This is a genomic window from Marivita sp. (assembly GCF_020055675.1).
In the GTDB taxonomy this organism is placed as follows: domain Bacteria; phylum Pseudomonadota; class Alphaproteobacteria; order Rhodobacterales; family Rhodobacteraceae; genus Marivita.
The window spans coordinates 71,466-84,597 of the sequence record NZ_JAIPUS010000012.1; the positions used below are offsets into that span (position 1 = coordinate 71,466).

Below are 13,132 nucleotides of genomic sequence, written 5' to 3' on the forward strand. Positions count from 1 at the left end.
AAACAGGGCGATATGGTAGGCCCGGCAGGACTTGAACCCGCAACCAAAGCGTTATGAGCGCTCTGCTCTAACCAATTGAGCTACAGGCCCGCCATATGTGTTTCACTAGCAGACGGTCGGGGCGCGTCAAGAGCTGTGGCACGCGGATGATGGACTCGTGTGAATGCCTGCGCTAAGCCAGCCGCGACCATTGGAGACTGCGGCATGAGCGACGGCAAGACCGGCATCACCTACCGGCAAGCGGGTGTGGATATAGACGCGGGCAACGCGTTGGTGGAGCGTATCAAACCGGCCGCGAAACGCACGGTACGGCCCGGCGTGATGTCGGGGCTGGGGGGCTTTGGCGCGCTCTTCGACCTCAAGGGCGCGGGGTATAGCGATCCGGTTCTGGTCGCGGCAACCGACGGCGTCGGTACCAAGCTGCGCATCGCGATCGACACGGGCCATGTCGATGGCGTGGGCATCGACCTGGTGGCGATGTGCGTGAACGACCTGGTCTGCCAGGGTGCAGAGCCATTGTTTTTCCTCGACTATTTCGCGACGGGCGCGCTCGACACCGACACAGCCGCGCGGGTGATCGAGGGCATTGCCGAAGGCTGCACGCGGTCGGGCTGTGCGCTGATCGGGGGCGAGACGGCGGAAATGCCGGGCATGTATCCGGCCGGAGATTTCGACCTCGCGGGCTTTGCCGTCGGCGCGATGGAGCGCGGCACGGAGCTGCCCTGCGGCGTCGCCGAGGGAGATGTGCTTCTGGGCCTTGCCTCGGATGGTGTGCATTCCAACGGCTATTCCCTCGTGCGCAAGCTGGTCGAGATGTCGGGTCTCGGCTGGGACGCGAAGTGCCCGTGGAGCGCGGAAACCCTGGGGGCCGCGCTGCTTACGCCGACGCGGCTTTACGTGACGCAGGTGCTGGCGGCCGTACAGGCAGGCGGCGTGCATGCGCTGGCCCATATCACCGGCGGCGGGTTGACCGAGAACCTGCCGCGCGTGTTGCCCGACGGCTTGGGTGCCGAGATCGACCTCTCCGCCTGGACCCTGCCGCCGGTGTTTCAGTGGTTGGCAAAAACCGGCGGGATGACCGAGACGGAACTGCTCAAGACCTTCAATTGCGGATTCGGCATGATCCTTGTCGTGACCCAGGAACAAGCCTCGGCGCTGACATCGGTCCTGCAAGAGGCGGGCGAGACGGTGGTCGAGATCGGCAGTGTGACCGGAACGCCGCATGTGACCTACACGGGCGCGCTGCTTTGACAAAACGCGTTGCGATCCTGATTTCGGGTGGCGGGTCCAACATGATGTCGCTGGTCGAGGACATGACCGGCGATCATCCTGCGCGACCCGTTCTGGTCCTGTCCAACAGCGCCGAGGCGGCCGGCTTGGAAAAAGCCAGAGCGCGCGGCATCGTGACGGCGGTGGTCGATCACCGGCCCTTCGGATCGAATCGCGCCGCGTTCGAAGACGCATTGACCACGGTTCTGGATCAGGCGCGGCCTGACATCATCTGCCTGGCCGGGTTCATGCGCGTGCTGACCGACCGCTTCGTCTTGCGCTGGCAGGGAAAAATGCTCAACATCCATCCGTCTCTGCTGCCGAAATACAAAGGGCTGCATACACATCGGCGTGCGATCGAGGCAGGCGACACAGAGGCTGGCTGTTCGGTGCACGAGGTCACGGCCGAGCTTGATGGCGGCCGCGTGCTTGGCCAGGCCCGCGTTGCGATCCAACCCGGTGATACGTCAGAAGCACTGGCTGACCGTGTGCTGCCGCTGGAACACCAGCTCTACCCGATGGTTCTGCGCCGCTTTGCCGAAGGCATCCGCACGCGGATTGATCTGCCATAAGCAAGCTCTGGCCTTTCCGTTGCGCCCGTGCTTGGGTGCGGCACTCGACCTTACAAGCGAACGACGCGAATTATGCACATAATCACCACCACGAAAGACCTTGCCGATTTTTGCGCGCGGGCTGCGGAAACGGCGTATGTGACCGTGGATACCGAATTTCTGCGCGAGCGGACCTATTATTCGAAGCTCTGCCTGATCCAGGTGGCCTATCGCGGGAACGGCGAAACCGATGCCGCCCTGGTCGATCCGCTTGTGGACGGCTTGTCGCTTGATCCATTGCTGGACCTCTTCCGCGACCAATCGGTGGTCAAGGTGTTCCACGCGGCGCGGCAGGACCTGGAGATTTTTCATATCGACCACGGGGTGATCCCGAAACCGCTTTTCGACAGCCAGGTCGCGGCGATGGTGGCGGGATTTGGTGAACAGGCCGGGTATGAAACCCTGGTACGCAAGATTGCCAAGCAATCGCTCGATAAATCTTCGCGCTTCACCGACTGGTCGCGGCGACCGTTGTCCGACCAGCAAAAAGCCTATGCGCTGGCGGACGTGACGCATTTGCGGGTGATCTACGAATACCTTCGCAATCGATTGGCCGAGACGGGGCGCGAGAAATGGGTCGAAGAAGAGATCGCAACGCTTCTGGCACCAGAGACCTATGTCACCCAGCCGGATGAGGCCTGGATGCGCGTCAAGACACGGTCAAATGCGCCGCGGTTTCTGGCTCTCGTGAAAGAGCTGGCCCGCTTCCGCGAGGCCTATGCGCAAGAGCGCAACGTGCCGCGCAACCGGGTGTTCAAGGATGATGCCCTGATCGAGATGGCCTCGACCAAGCCCAAGGACCTGGGCGATCTGAGCCGGTCGAGGCTGCTCCTGCGCGAAGCGCGCAAGGGCGAGATCGCGGAGGGGATCCTGACGGCGGTTCAAAAAGGCCAAAACATGCCCAAGGATCAATTGCCCGCGACCGACCAGGCCCGGCAATCGCAGCAAGTGAACCCGGCCCTGGCGGACCTGCTGCGCGTGCTGCTCAAGGCAAAGACCGAAGCGTCCGGCGTGGCGTCAAAGTTGATCGCGACATCGTCGGAGCTGGATGCGCTGGCATCGGGAGAGCGGGATATGCCCGCACTGCGCGGGTGGCGGCACGAGGTGTTCGGCCATGACGCGTTGCGCCTGTGCGAGGGGCAGGTGGCGCTTGCCGCCAAGGGCAAGCATGTCGAGATTGTCGACCTGTAGCGCATCACGCCTGCAAACGAGCCGCTCTGACCCTCAGATGCACGTCCCGGACGCGGGAAACCGGTCCCGTGGGGCCGCCGCGACGGGTCCGGTCTAACGCCGAGTCGTGCGGGCGTTGTTGGCCCCGCGCACCGTGATCGTGCGGATGCCGCCGAGGTCCTGATCGGAAATGTAGCGCGCCGCGGTCACCTGACGGGCCCGTGGACCGACGTTGCGGGGCCCGGCCTGTTGCAGGGCCTTGAGATCGAACACGAGCGTTGACGGATTCGACGCTGCCTCATCCCCGACAAGACGCACATCGAACGGCCCGGCTCGATTGGCCTGACCGGTGGCGCGGATGATTGCCCCGCCGGGACGGCGTTCGACCAGCAATTCGGTGATGTTGGCAATCGGGCGGCCTGCAAAGGCTTCGGGCTGACCGCTGCGAAAGATAGAAAAGCTGCGACGCGGAATAAGCGGGTTCACGTTGCTTTCGGCCCCACTCGCCGCCGCCGCCGGATCAGGGGCGCTTGTTCCGAACCAGTTCAACGGATTGAGGCGCGAAGAGCTGATGGTGGCGCAACCGGTCAGGATCACCGTTGCAAGGATCAAGAGCGTCACGGGTTTGCGCATGGTCGGTCCCTCTGCCTGTGCCCTATCGACGTAACCGATTGCACCGCCATTGAAAAGCGCCAAGCCTGGTCTGGACGTTTGCAGCGCGCCTGCCTAGGTGTCTGGAAAGCACAGTGACAGACCGGAGAGTCCGATGGCCAACGCTGCATTTGAAGAGATTGTCGAGGATTTCGAATTTCTGGAGGATTGGGAAGATCGCTATCGCATGGTGATCGAACTGGGCAAGGCGATGGAGCCGTTGCCGGATGCGCTCAAGGTGCCGGCGACCAAGGTCGATGGCTGTGCCAGCCAGGTCTGGCTGCATCCGCAGATCGAGGGCGATGCGCTGACCTTTGACGGCGAGTCGGATGCGATGATCGTCAATGGGCTGATCGCGGTGCTGCGCAAGCTCTATAACGACTTGCCTCCCGATGAAGTCGCCGCCATCGACGCGCGGGCCGAGTTGGGTCGCCTGGGTCTGAACGACCACCTGTCGGCGCAACGCTCCAACGGGCTGCGCGCGATGATCGAACGTTTGCAAAGCTTTGCGCGGGCTTCTTCAAGTTAGATTGAACGCCTGCGGCATGCAGGTTCAGCGGACCGCCCCTGCGGGCCGGTCCGCCGTTGGGGGCTCTGCCCCCAAACCCCCGGGATATTTCGAAACCAGAGACGTCGGGATCACGCTGATGCCGTCTTCGTTTTTCAAATATCCCGGGGGAGGCGCGCGCAGCGCGACGGGGGCAGAGCCCCCCATCACCGGTGGACTCAGGTGTTGCCGTTTCCGGTAAAGCGCGCCGCATCGGCGGCGGCACGGCGGATCGCGTTGGATTTGTGCACGGTTTCCTGGTACTCGGATTCCGGGTCGCTGTCATGGACAATGCCGCCGCCGGCCTGGATGTAGAGTTTCTTGTCTTTCACCAAGGCGGTGCGCAGGGCGATACACATATCCATGTCGCCACCGGCGCTGAAATACCCGACACCGCCACCGTAAATTCCGCGCTTTTCCGGTTCGAGTTCGTCGATGATTTCCATCGCGCGGACTTTGGGTGCCCCCGAGACGGTCCCTGCCGGCAAGCCTGCGAGCAGGGCGGAAAGCGCGTCATGCTGGTCGCTCAACTCGCCAACGACGTTCGAGACGATATGCATGACGTGGCTGTAGCGTTCGATGATGAATTTTTCGGTCGGCTGCACGGTGCCGATTTTCGCGACGCGGCCCACGTCGTTGCGGCCGAGGTCCAACAGCATCAGGTGTTCGGCGCATTCCTTGGCATCACCCAACAGGTCTTTTTCGAGCGCGTCATCCTCGGCCGGGGTCGCGCCGCGCGGACGGGTGCCTGCGATCGGGCGAATGGTGACGTCATTGCCGAAGACCCGCACGAGGATCTCGGGGCTTGCGCCGATCACCTGGAAGCCGCCGAAGTTGAAGTAGAACATGAAGGGCGAAGGGTTTGTCCTTCGCAAGGACCGATACAGCGCGAACGGAGGTTGTACGAAGTCCTGCGTCCAGCGCTGTGCGGGAACGACCTGGAAGATGTCGCCCCCGCGGATATAGGCCTTGGCTTTTTCGACGGCCTGCTTGTAGGCCTCATGGGTGAAATTCGACACCGGTGGCGCGATATCCGTGGCATCCCCGATTTCGCGGGCCTGTTGCGGGAGCGCACGTTCGAGATCGCGAACGGCGTCCATGACACGTTCTGCGGCCTGGGCGTAGGCGGCGCGCGCGGTTTGGCCCTCGGTGACCCAGGCGGGGGAGACCACCGTGACCTCGCCTTTGACGCCGTCGAGGACCGCGACGACCGACGGCCGCTGCAGCATGGCATCGGGCAAACCGAGCGGATCCGGGTTGATATCGGGCAAGTGTTCGACCAGCCGGATCATGTCGTATCCCAGGTAACCGAAGAGGCCCGCCGCGGATTGTGGCAGGTCATCGGGCAGGTCGATCTGCGATTCGGCGATCAGGGCGCGGAGAGCGGTGAGTGGATCGTCCTGCTGTGGTTCGAACGCGTCAGGGTCGTAGCGAGCGGCGCGATTGATCCGGCTTTGGGCCCCATGACATTGCCACACCACATCCGGCTTCATGCCGATGATCGAGTAGCGCCCGCGCACTTCGCCGCCGGTGACGCTTTCAAGGACGAAGGTATCCTTTCCGGCCCCGGTCAGCTTGAGCATCAGTGAGACCGGCGTGTCGAGATCTGCGGCGAGCCGGGCATAGACCACCTGGTTTTGTCCGGCCTCGAAGGCGCGGGCGAAGCTGTTGAAATCGGGGGTCAGGCTGGCCATTGCTCTACTACTGCATCTGGGCGTGAATGGCGTTGATCGCGCCCTGGTTCACGTCAACGCCGGCGCGGCGCTGGACGTCGCCGGCATAGGCGCGGAACAGGTCTTCGGCGATGCTGTTGGCGGCCTGGTTTCGCAGGGCGTCGGCAAGCTGCTGCATGTTGGGATCGGTGCTGTCTACAGGGTTGATATCGTCGAGCCGCAGCAAGATTGCCGCGCCGGTGTCGGGCACGGTACGGGTGTCGCCCTCTTGCATGTCGAACACGGCTGACAGCAGGCCGGCCGGCAGATCGGCGATCTGCGCATTGCGTCCAAGCCCGGTTTCGGTGCGCGCCACCAGGTCGAGCGCGTCGAAGCTGTCGCCGCTGGCGAGCGCTGCTTCAAGCTCCTTGGCCTGTTGCATCAGCTGGTTTGTCTGTTCCCGTGTTTCCCAACCGCGGCGCACCTGGTCGATCACGTCATCCAGGGGCTGCGGGGCCGGGGGCTGGATGCGGTTGAGACGCATCGCAAAGATGCCACCGTCGCCGAGTTCGAGGACTTCGGGAAAATCATCCTCGTGCAGATCGGCCGCGGCTGTGCGGAACGCGTCGTAGGCCGCGATCGAGCCGTCGGCGCTCGGAAACCAGTCGATCTGACCTAACTCCGCTTCGGTTGTTCGCGCGATTTCTTCAAGGGTGGCTCCTGCGGCAAGTTCATCGTCGATCGATTGCGCCAGCGTTTCGATCACACGGCGGGCCCGGTCGAGGGCCAGCGCGCTGCGAAGGTCGGGGCGCGCCTCGTCGAAGGACGTGCTCTGCGCATCGAGAACCGCATTGATGCGATAGAGCGCCGGTCCGAGCGGTGACGGCAACGGTCCCACCACGTCTCCGGTATCGGCGGCAAACACGTCATCTGCGGCATCGTCCAGCCTGTCGCGGGTCACGTCACCCATATCCACATCCGCCATTTCAAGCCCGCGGTCCTCGACCAGGGCTTGAAAGCTCAGACCGTCCTCGATGCGGGCACGCGCGTCGGCGGCGGCGTCCTCGGTGTTGAAGACCAGCCGTTCGACAAGGCGTCGTTCCGGCAGGTTGAATTCGTCAAAACGCTCTTCGTAGGAGGCACGCAGGGTGTCCTCGGCAATCTCGACGGTGTCGACGATCATCGCGGGCGTGATCCAGGCGTAGGTGATGTCGCGCAGCTCTGGTACCGTGTAACTTTCGATATTGTCCTGGTAATACGCCTCCAGGTCGGCATCGCCGGGCTCTGGCAGGCTGGTTTCCAGGTCGGACCCGGTAAGGCGCGCCCATGTGAAATCCCGGGTCTCGCCGGTATAGGCAATCAGGGTATCGATATAGGTGTCCGGTAGCGTATTTCCGGCGATCAGAGCGCTTTGCAGGATGGTCCGCGCGGTGTCGTCGCGGAGCTGTTCTTCGAACTCCGATTCCGTGAGTCCCTGGTTGCGCAGGGCAAAGCTGTATGCGTCCCGATCGAAGGTGCCGTTGGGACCCTGGAACGCGGCGACTTGCAGGAGCTGTTCTGCCACCACGTCATCGCCGACGGACAGCCCGATGCGGGCCGCTTCGTTGTCGAGCGCGCGGGCGGTGATGAGTTGCGAGAGCACCTGCCGATCCAGCCCGATGGATTGTGCCTCCGAGATCGGAACCGCGCGGCCAACCTCGGCGGAATAGGCATTGATCTCGGATCGCAGGCTGCGCAGGTACGCGTCGGTCGACACTTCTTTTTCACCGACGGTTGCGACGCTGCGCGCGGTGCCGGTCAGGCTGGTCGCGCCAAACCCGGCAAGACCAATGAAAAGAAGCCCCATCAGGATCCAGATGAAGGTCTTCGACAGCTTGCTCTTGCCCATGGCCATGCGGGGGAGCCCCTTGCGTTTGTGTGACTTCGTGTGACGTGTCTACGCGTCGCGGTCAGGGGTCGCAAGAGGCCAGTCCAGGCCCGCCAGGCGGGTGAAAAGCGTTTCGATCCCGGCCCGGTCCACATTGGCGAAGGCGATCCGAAACTGGCGTGCGCCGGCGGGGTCTGAGGCCGGCATGAACATGGTTCCCGGCAGAGCGAGCACGCCGATCTCATGCACCAGGTCCGGGGCAAGCGTGGCGCTGGAGGCCGCGAACGGATGTTGCAGGTAGGCGAAATATGCACCGCAGCCCATCAGGCGCCATCCCGTGTCTTCGAGCAGCGGGAGATGGTCGTGGATGGCGGCGCGGCGGTCGAGGATCTCGGCGCGTTCGGCGGCAAGCCAGCCGCCGAGGTTTTGCAAGCCCCAAAGCGCCGCGCGCTGGCCGAGTTGCGAAGGGCAGATGGTGACGGTGTCGAGGAACTTCTCGATCTCCGAAAGCAGGGCCTCATCGGTGACAATCGCGCCGACGCGGTGGCCGGTGAGGCGATAGGCCTTGGAAAAGGAGTAAAGCTGGACGAGCGTTTTTTCCCAGTCCGGGGCGGACAGTAGTGGATGTGGTGGCGACGGGCGGCTGTCGAAATCCCGATAGGTTTCATCCATGATCAGCTTGATGCCCGTCTCCCGTGCCAAGTCGAAAACCGCCTGAACGGTGTCACCGGGATATTCGACCCCCCCGGGGTTATTCGGCGTGACCAGGACGATGGCACGGGTGCGTTCGGTGATCAGGGCGCGGACCGCTTCGGGATCGGGTAACAGGTCTGGGCCCGTGGGCAACGGAACGGTGGTGACACCCGCCATATCGAGCCACATCTTGTGATTGAAGTACCATGGCGTCGGCAGGATCACCTCGTCGCCGTCGGTGCAAAGCGCCGAGATGGTGGCGGCGAAGGCCTGGTTGCAGCCCGACGTGATGGCCACGCGGTCGGCGGTGACCGTGCCACGGTAATCCTGCGACCACTTCGCCGCGAGTTCCGCGCGCAAGGCCGGCAGGCCGAGAACCGGACCGTAGAGATGGGTTTCCGGCTGTTCGAGCGCATCGGCCATGGCCGCACGCAACGGCGCGGGCGGCGGATCTATTGGCGCGGCCTGGCTGACGTTGATCAGCGGCCGGTTTTCGGGAAAGGTCGCGTCCTGGAGCCAGCGGCGGGCCTGCATGACAGGAGGGGCGAACGTTGTCTGAGTGCGTGATGTCATGCAGCCTGCTCCGAATTGAGCGCCTTCGGCGCGCGTGAATCTTGGGTTGCAGGGGCGTTGCCCCTCACCGGGAGATCGTCGGGTTTCAAGGAAACCGGGTCAGTCGGTGCCGCGATAAGGTGAGACATATTGCAGGGCCATGTCCCAGGGGAAGAAAATCCAGGTGTCCTGGCTGACTTCGGTAATGAAGGTGTTGACCTGCGGGCGGCCTGACGGCTTGGCATACACCGTGGCGATATGGGCCTTTGGCATGTGCTGTCGCACCACTTCCAGCGTCTTGCCGGTGTCGACAAGATCATCGACGACAAGCACGCCAGTGCCGTCGCCCACCACGTTCATGTCAGGCGACTTGATCACTTTCGGCTCTGACTGGGTTTGATGATTGTAGCTTTTGACGCTGATCGTATCGACCATGCGGATGTCGAGTTCGCGTGCGACGATCATCGCCGGGGCCATGCCCCCGCGGGTGATGGCGACGACCGCGCGCCAGCCGCCCTCGTCCGGGCCGTCGCCCTGCAAGCGCCACGCAAGGGCACGGGCGTCGCGGTGCAACTGGTCCCAGCTGACGTGAAAACCTTTTTCATGGGGCAGGCGGTCGGACATGGAAGGTTCCTTTCAAGCGGTGCGATGGGTCAGCGGCCAGATGGCAGCCACAGGCCGAGCGGCCCACGGATAGCGGCAGCAGCGCGGTGCCTGCCGCGGGCATCGCCGCCGGCCGCATACGCTGTTATCGTGATCGCCCGGGCCTTGGTCACGGTCGTTATTCCTTAGTGATGTCCGGTGCGTCCACCGCCTTCATGCCGACGACATGATAGCCCGCATCGACATGGTGTGTCTCGCCCGTCACGCCGGACCCCAGGTCGGACAGCAGGTAGAGCGCCGACTTGCCCACATCGTCGAGCGTCACGTTCCGGCGCAGCGGCGAGTTGTATTCGTTCCACTTCATGATGTAGCGAAAATCGCCGATGCCGGACGCGGCGAGCGTCTTGATCGGGCCCGCGCTGATCGCGTTGACGCGGATGCCGTCCTTGCCCAGGTCCTCGGCCAGGTAGCGCACCGATGCCTCCAGCGCCGCCTTGGCGACGCCCATCACGTTGTAATGCGGCATGATCCGTTCGGCGCCGTAATAGGTCATCGTGAGCGCCGCACCGCCGTTGGTCATCATCTTTTCGGCACGTTGCATCACGGCTGTGAAAGAATAGACCGAGATGTCCATCGTCATGTTGAAGTTGTCGCGGCTGGTGTCGACGTAACGACCGCGCAGTTCCGACTTGTCGGAAAAGCCGATCGCGTGGACGATGAAGTCGAGCTGGTCCCAGTGCTCTTTCAGGTTGCCGAACAGCGAATCAATCGACGCTTCATCATTGACGTCGCATGGCAGAACGATATTCGAGCCAAGCTGCGCCGCGAGGGGGGTGACCCGTTTCTTGAGCGCGTCGCCCTGATACGAGAAAGCCAGTTCGGCCCCCGCATCCGACAGGGCACGGGCGATCCCCCAGGCGATGGATTTGTCATTGGCCAGGCCCATGATAAGCCCGCGCTTTCCCGCCATTATTTCGCTTTTCATGGTTCCGCACCTTTCGTCTGTGGTCTTTACTTCGTTTAGGCGATGGGCGCGGGGGCGGCAAGGCTGGAGTGTCCTATGCGTCTCATCGCACTATTTGGACCCGTGTGATATGTCGCACTGCTTCACATCCCGCCGTTGTTACGGCGCAATTCCGAGGAGATCCCCGATGAGTGACCGCACTGGACTTTTTGCTGGCGACGACCCCTTCGAGATCGCCCGCGCCTGGCTGACCGAGGCGGAGGCGTCCGAGGTGAATGACCCCAACGCGATCGCCCTGTCCACGGTCGATGCGCAGGGCATGCCCAATGCGCGCATGGTGCTGTTGAAAGAGATCGAGGCGGATGCCTTCGTGTTCTACACCAATTATGACAGCCGGAAGGGGCAGGAGATCGCCATCTCCGGCAAGGCCGCTTTCGTGATGCACTGGAAATCGCTGCATAGGCAGATCCGGGTGCGCGGGACGGTCACGCGTGAGGAGGGCGAGAAGGCGGATGCCTATTACGCCTCGCGCTCTCTCAAGAGTCGTCTGGGTGCCTGGGCATCGCGGCAATCGGAACCTTTGGGCTCGCGCACCGAGTTGATGGCAGAGGTGGCGCGGCTGACGACAAAGCTGGGGACACATCCGCCCAGACCGCCGTTCTGGGGCGGGTTCCGGATCACTCCGACGGAAATCGAATTCTGGGCTGACGGAGCGTTTCGTCTTCACGACCGGTTTCGTTGGGAGCGTGAGGACGAAAATTCAGCATGGAATATCAATAGGTTAAATCCCTGACATTCACGTTATGTGAATTGCGGGATGGAAATCTCCCCTGATTTCCCTAGTCTGCGGGGTTGAAAAGGCCGTCTTGGGCGCGCAGTTACCCCTTGGGAATTTGATGTTGGATAAGAACGTGGAACAAGCACAGAATCCGGACACGCGCGTGTCCGGGCAAGTGAAGTGGTTTGACCCTGCCAAAGGGTTCGGTTTTTTGGTTTCGGATGAGGGTGGGCCGGACATTCTGCTTCACGCGAACGTACTTCGTAACTATGGTCAGGGCTCCGTTGCCGACGGGGCGCGGATTGATGTGGTTGTCCAGACCACCGCCCGGGGGCTGCAAGCTGTCGAAGTGCTTGAAATCACGCCTCCGGACCTGCCGGACGTTGCACCGCTGGAAGATTTCAGCGGCGTCTCGCCAGAAGAGATCGCGGAAGCCGCCCTGGAGCCGGCCCGCGTCAAATGGTTCGACAAGGCAAAGGGCTTTGGTTTCGCCAACGTGTTTGGCAAATCAGAGGATGTGTTCATTCACATCGAGGTCTTGCGCCGCTCCGGTCTTTCGGATTTGTTTCCCGGCGAGGCGCTCGCGCTCCGCTCGATCCAGAGCAGTCGCGGGCGCATGGCTGTAGAGGTGCTCGCGTGGGAAAGTGGTTTGGTTTAGCTGCCCTTTTTGTCGTGCACGCATCATCGGCATTGGCCCTTGATGCGTGCCACGAGGAAATACTTCACCTTCGGGGAGACTGGGGCAATGCACAGATTGCCGTTTCCGTTGCGGATACAGCCGAGAGCCGCAGCAAGGGTCTGATGTTCGTCGAAGACCTGCCGACGATGTCAGGGATGCTGTTTGTCTATGACCGGGCGCAATCGGTGTCGTTCTGGATGAAGAACACGCTGATCCCGCTGGACATGATCTTTGCTGACGCAACCGGGGTTGTCCGGAAAGTCCATGAGAACGCAGTGCCGGGGGACCTCACGGGGATTCCCGGCGGCGCGAACATCCAGTTCGTCCTTGAATTGAATGGCGGCATGGCGGATCGGCTCGGAATCGGTCCGGAAACCGAGATGCGGCACCCGGCGATTCCCGACGAGATCGCCGGGTGGCCCTGCGCGTCCTGAGCCCGGTATCAGGCAACAAGAAAAAAGCGCTTTTCAATCCTGATCGCGGTCGCTAAACGACGCCTCAGTCGGGGCGTAGCGCAGCCTGGTAGCGCGACGGTTTTGGGTACCGTAGGTCGCAAGTTCGAATCTTGCCGTCCCGACCATCATCCAGACGATATGACATTCGGCATGTAAGCCATCTCGGGCATCGCACCGGGCTGAAATTCCTTTGGCTGTTGCCCGTGTATTTCATGTCACAGGGCAAAGCGGCCACCCGAGTCGGCAGCCGTGGTGACAGCAGCCGTGACGCGGCGTTTCGCGTGTTCCGGTAACGTCTCAATGCCTGTGGATAACTGTCTGCAAAGGCGCGCATAATCGCGCCGTTATTTATCCACAGACATATACAGGCATCGTTCACAGTTGAATCACAACGTTTAGTGCCGCCAGTCATGGTCAACCCAAAATCTATGGCAAAATTGCCAAAAAACGTGTTGACGACACGGCTGGTTTTCCGTCAGTTTGTGCAAGTCGCCGTGATCACCACTACATGTAGTGCCAGTGCGGGGCGATGGGCAGACTTACCGGCTATCGGCTTTGAGGCGCTTTTGCGTGCAGGGGTGCACGCAAAGCCGGCAGACTTGTCCTCGACGCGGCTTTTGACGTGGCCATGACATATACAT

At 62.4% G+C, this 13,132-nt stretch carries 13 protein-coding genes and 2 tRNA genes; 8 read left to right on the forward strand and 7 right to left on the reverse strand.

The features are described from left to right. Window positions 1–13: 13 nt before the first annotated feature. Window positions 14–90, reverse strand: a tRNA-Ile gene (locus tag LCF59_RS10045). Window positions 91–204: 114 nt separating this feature from the next. On the opposite strand from LCF59_RS10045, the gene purM reads away from it, so the two are divergent. From purM to rnd, 3 genes are all read left to right on the forward strand, one after another. Then, on the forward strand, window positions 205–1,251 hold the full coding sequence (gene purM, locus LCF59_RS10050; protein ID WP_292287332.1) for a phosphoribosylformylglycinamidine cyclo-ligase: 1,047 nt from the start codon (window positions 205–207) through the stop codon (window positions 1,249–1,251). After that, window positions 1,248–1,841, forward strand: a complete 594-nt coding sequence (gene purN, locus LCF59_RS10055; RefSeq protein ID WP_292287333.1) for a phosphoribosylglycinamide formyltransferase — start codon at window positions 1,248–1,250, stop codon at window positions 1,839–1,841. Before purM ends, purN begins: the two co-directional genes overlap by 4 nt. A 72-nt stretch (window positions 1,842–1,913) precedes the next feature. Beyond that, window positions 1,914–3,071, forward strand: a complete 1,158-nt coding sequence (gene rnd / locus LCF59_RS10060) for a ribonuclease D (RefSeq protein WP_292287334.1) — start codon at window positions 1,914–1,916, stop codon at window positions 3,069–3,071. A gap of 93 nt (window positions 3,072–3,164) precedes the next feature. Here the strand turns inward: rnd and LCF59_RS10065 are convergent, their stop codons facing one another. Beyond that, complete coding sequence (locus tag LCF59_RS10065) at window positions 3,165–3,683, reverse strand: hypothetical protein (protein WP_292287335.1); 519 nt, start codon at window positions 3,681–3,683, stop codon at window positions 3,165–3,167. A gap of 133 nt (window positions 3,684–3,816) precedes the next feature. Between LCF59_RS10065 and LCF59_RS10070 the strand changes: the two genes are divergently transcribed. Continuing rightward, window positions 3,817–4,230: a SufE family protein gene (locus LCF59_RS10070; protein ID WP_292287336.1), complete on the forward strand. Its 414-nt coding sequence runs from the start codon at window positions 3,817–3,819 to the stop codon at window positions 4,228–4,230. A 197-nt stretch (window positions 4,231–4,427) separates the two neighbouring features. On the opposite strand, the gene trpE is transcribed toward LCF59_RS10070, so the two are convergent. From trpE to fabI, 5 genes are all read right to left on the reverse strand, one after another. After that, window positions 4,428–5,942, reverse strand: a complete 1,515-nt coding sequence (trpE, locus tag LCF59_RS10075; RefSeq protein ID WP_292287337.1) for an anthranilate synthase component I — start codon at window positions 5,940–5,942, stop codon at window positions 4,428–4,430. Between the two features lie 7 nt (window positions 5,943–5,949). Continuing rightward, window positions 5,950–7,794, reverse strand: a complete 1,845-nt coding sequence (locus LCF59_RS10080; RefSeq protein ID WP_292287338.1) for a peptidylprolyl isomerase — start codon at window positions 7,792–7,794, stop codon at window positions 5,950–5,952. A 42-nt stretch (window positions 7,795–7,836) separates the two neighbouring features. Next, window positions 7,837–9,033, reverse strand: coding sequence for an aminotransferase (locus tag LCF59_RS10085; protein WP_292287339.1), 1,197 nt, complete (start codon window positions 9,031–9,033; stop codon window positions 7,837–7,839). 99 nt (window positions 9,034–9,132) lie between these two features. Continuing rightward, window positions 9,133–9,636: a xanthine phosphoribosyltransferase gene (gene gpt, locus LCF59_RS10090; RefSeq protein ID WP_292287340.1), complete on the reverse strand. Its 504-nt coding sequence runs from the start codon at window positions 9,634–9,636 to the stop codon at window positions 9,133–9,135. 157 nt (window positions 9,637–9,793) lie between these two features. Beyond that, complete coding sequence (gene fabI, locus LCF59_RS10095) at window positions 9,794–10,600, reverse strand: enoyl-ACP reductase FabI (RefSeq protein WP_292287341.1); 807 nt, start codon at window positions 10,598–10,600, stop codon at window positions 9,794–9,796. 166 nt (window positions 10,601–10,766) lie between these two features. Between fabI and pdxH the strand changes: the two genes are divergently transcribed. The 4 genes from pdxH to LCF59_RS10115 all read left to right on the forward strand — a co-directional run bounded on the left by pdxH (window position 10,767) and on the right by LCF59_RS10115 (window position 12,616). Then, complete coding sequence (pdxH, locus tag LCF59_RS10100; protein WP_292287342.1) at window positions 10,767–11,372, forward strand: pyridoxamine 5'-phosphate oxidase; 606 nt, start codon at window positions 10,767–10,769, stop codon at window positions 11,370–11,372. A gap of 103 nt (window positions 11,373–11,475) precedes the next feature. Beyond that, a complete protein-coding gene (locus LCF59_RS10105; protein WP_292287343.1) occupies window positions 11,476–12,015 on the forward strand; it encodes a cold-shock protein in 540 nt (179 codons plus the stop codon). Window positions 12,016–12,047: 32 nt separating this feature from the next. Continuing rightward, the gene (locus LCF59_RS10110; protein WP_292287344.1) at window positions 12,048–12,470 is read left to right on the forward strand and encodes a DUF192 domain-containing protein; all 423 of its coding nucleotides are present in this window, start codon (window positions 12,048–12,050) and stop codon (window positions 12,468–12,470) included. A gap of 69 nt (window positions 12,471–12,539) precedes the next feature. Continuing rightward, a tRNA-Pro gene (locus tag LCF59_RS10115) sits at window positions 12,540–12,616 on the forward strand. Window positions 12,617–13,132 lie beyond the last annotated feature (516 nt).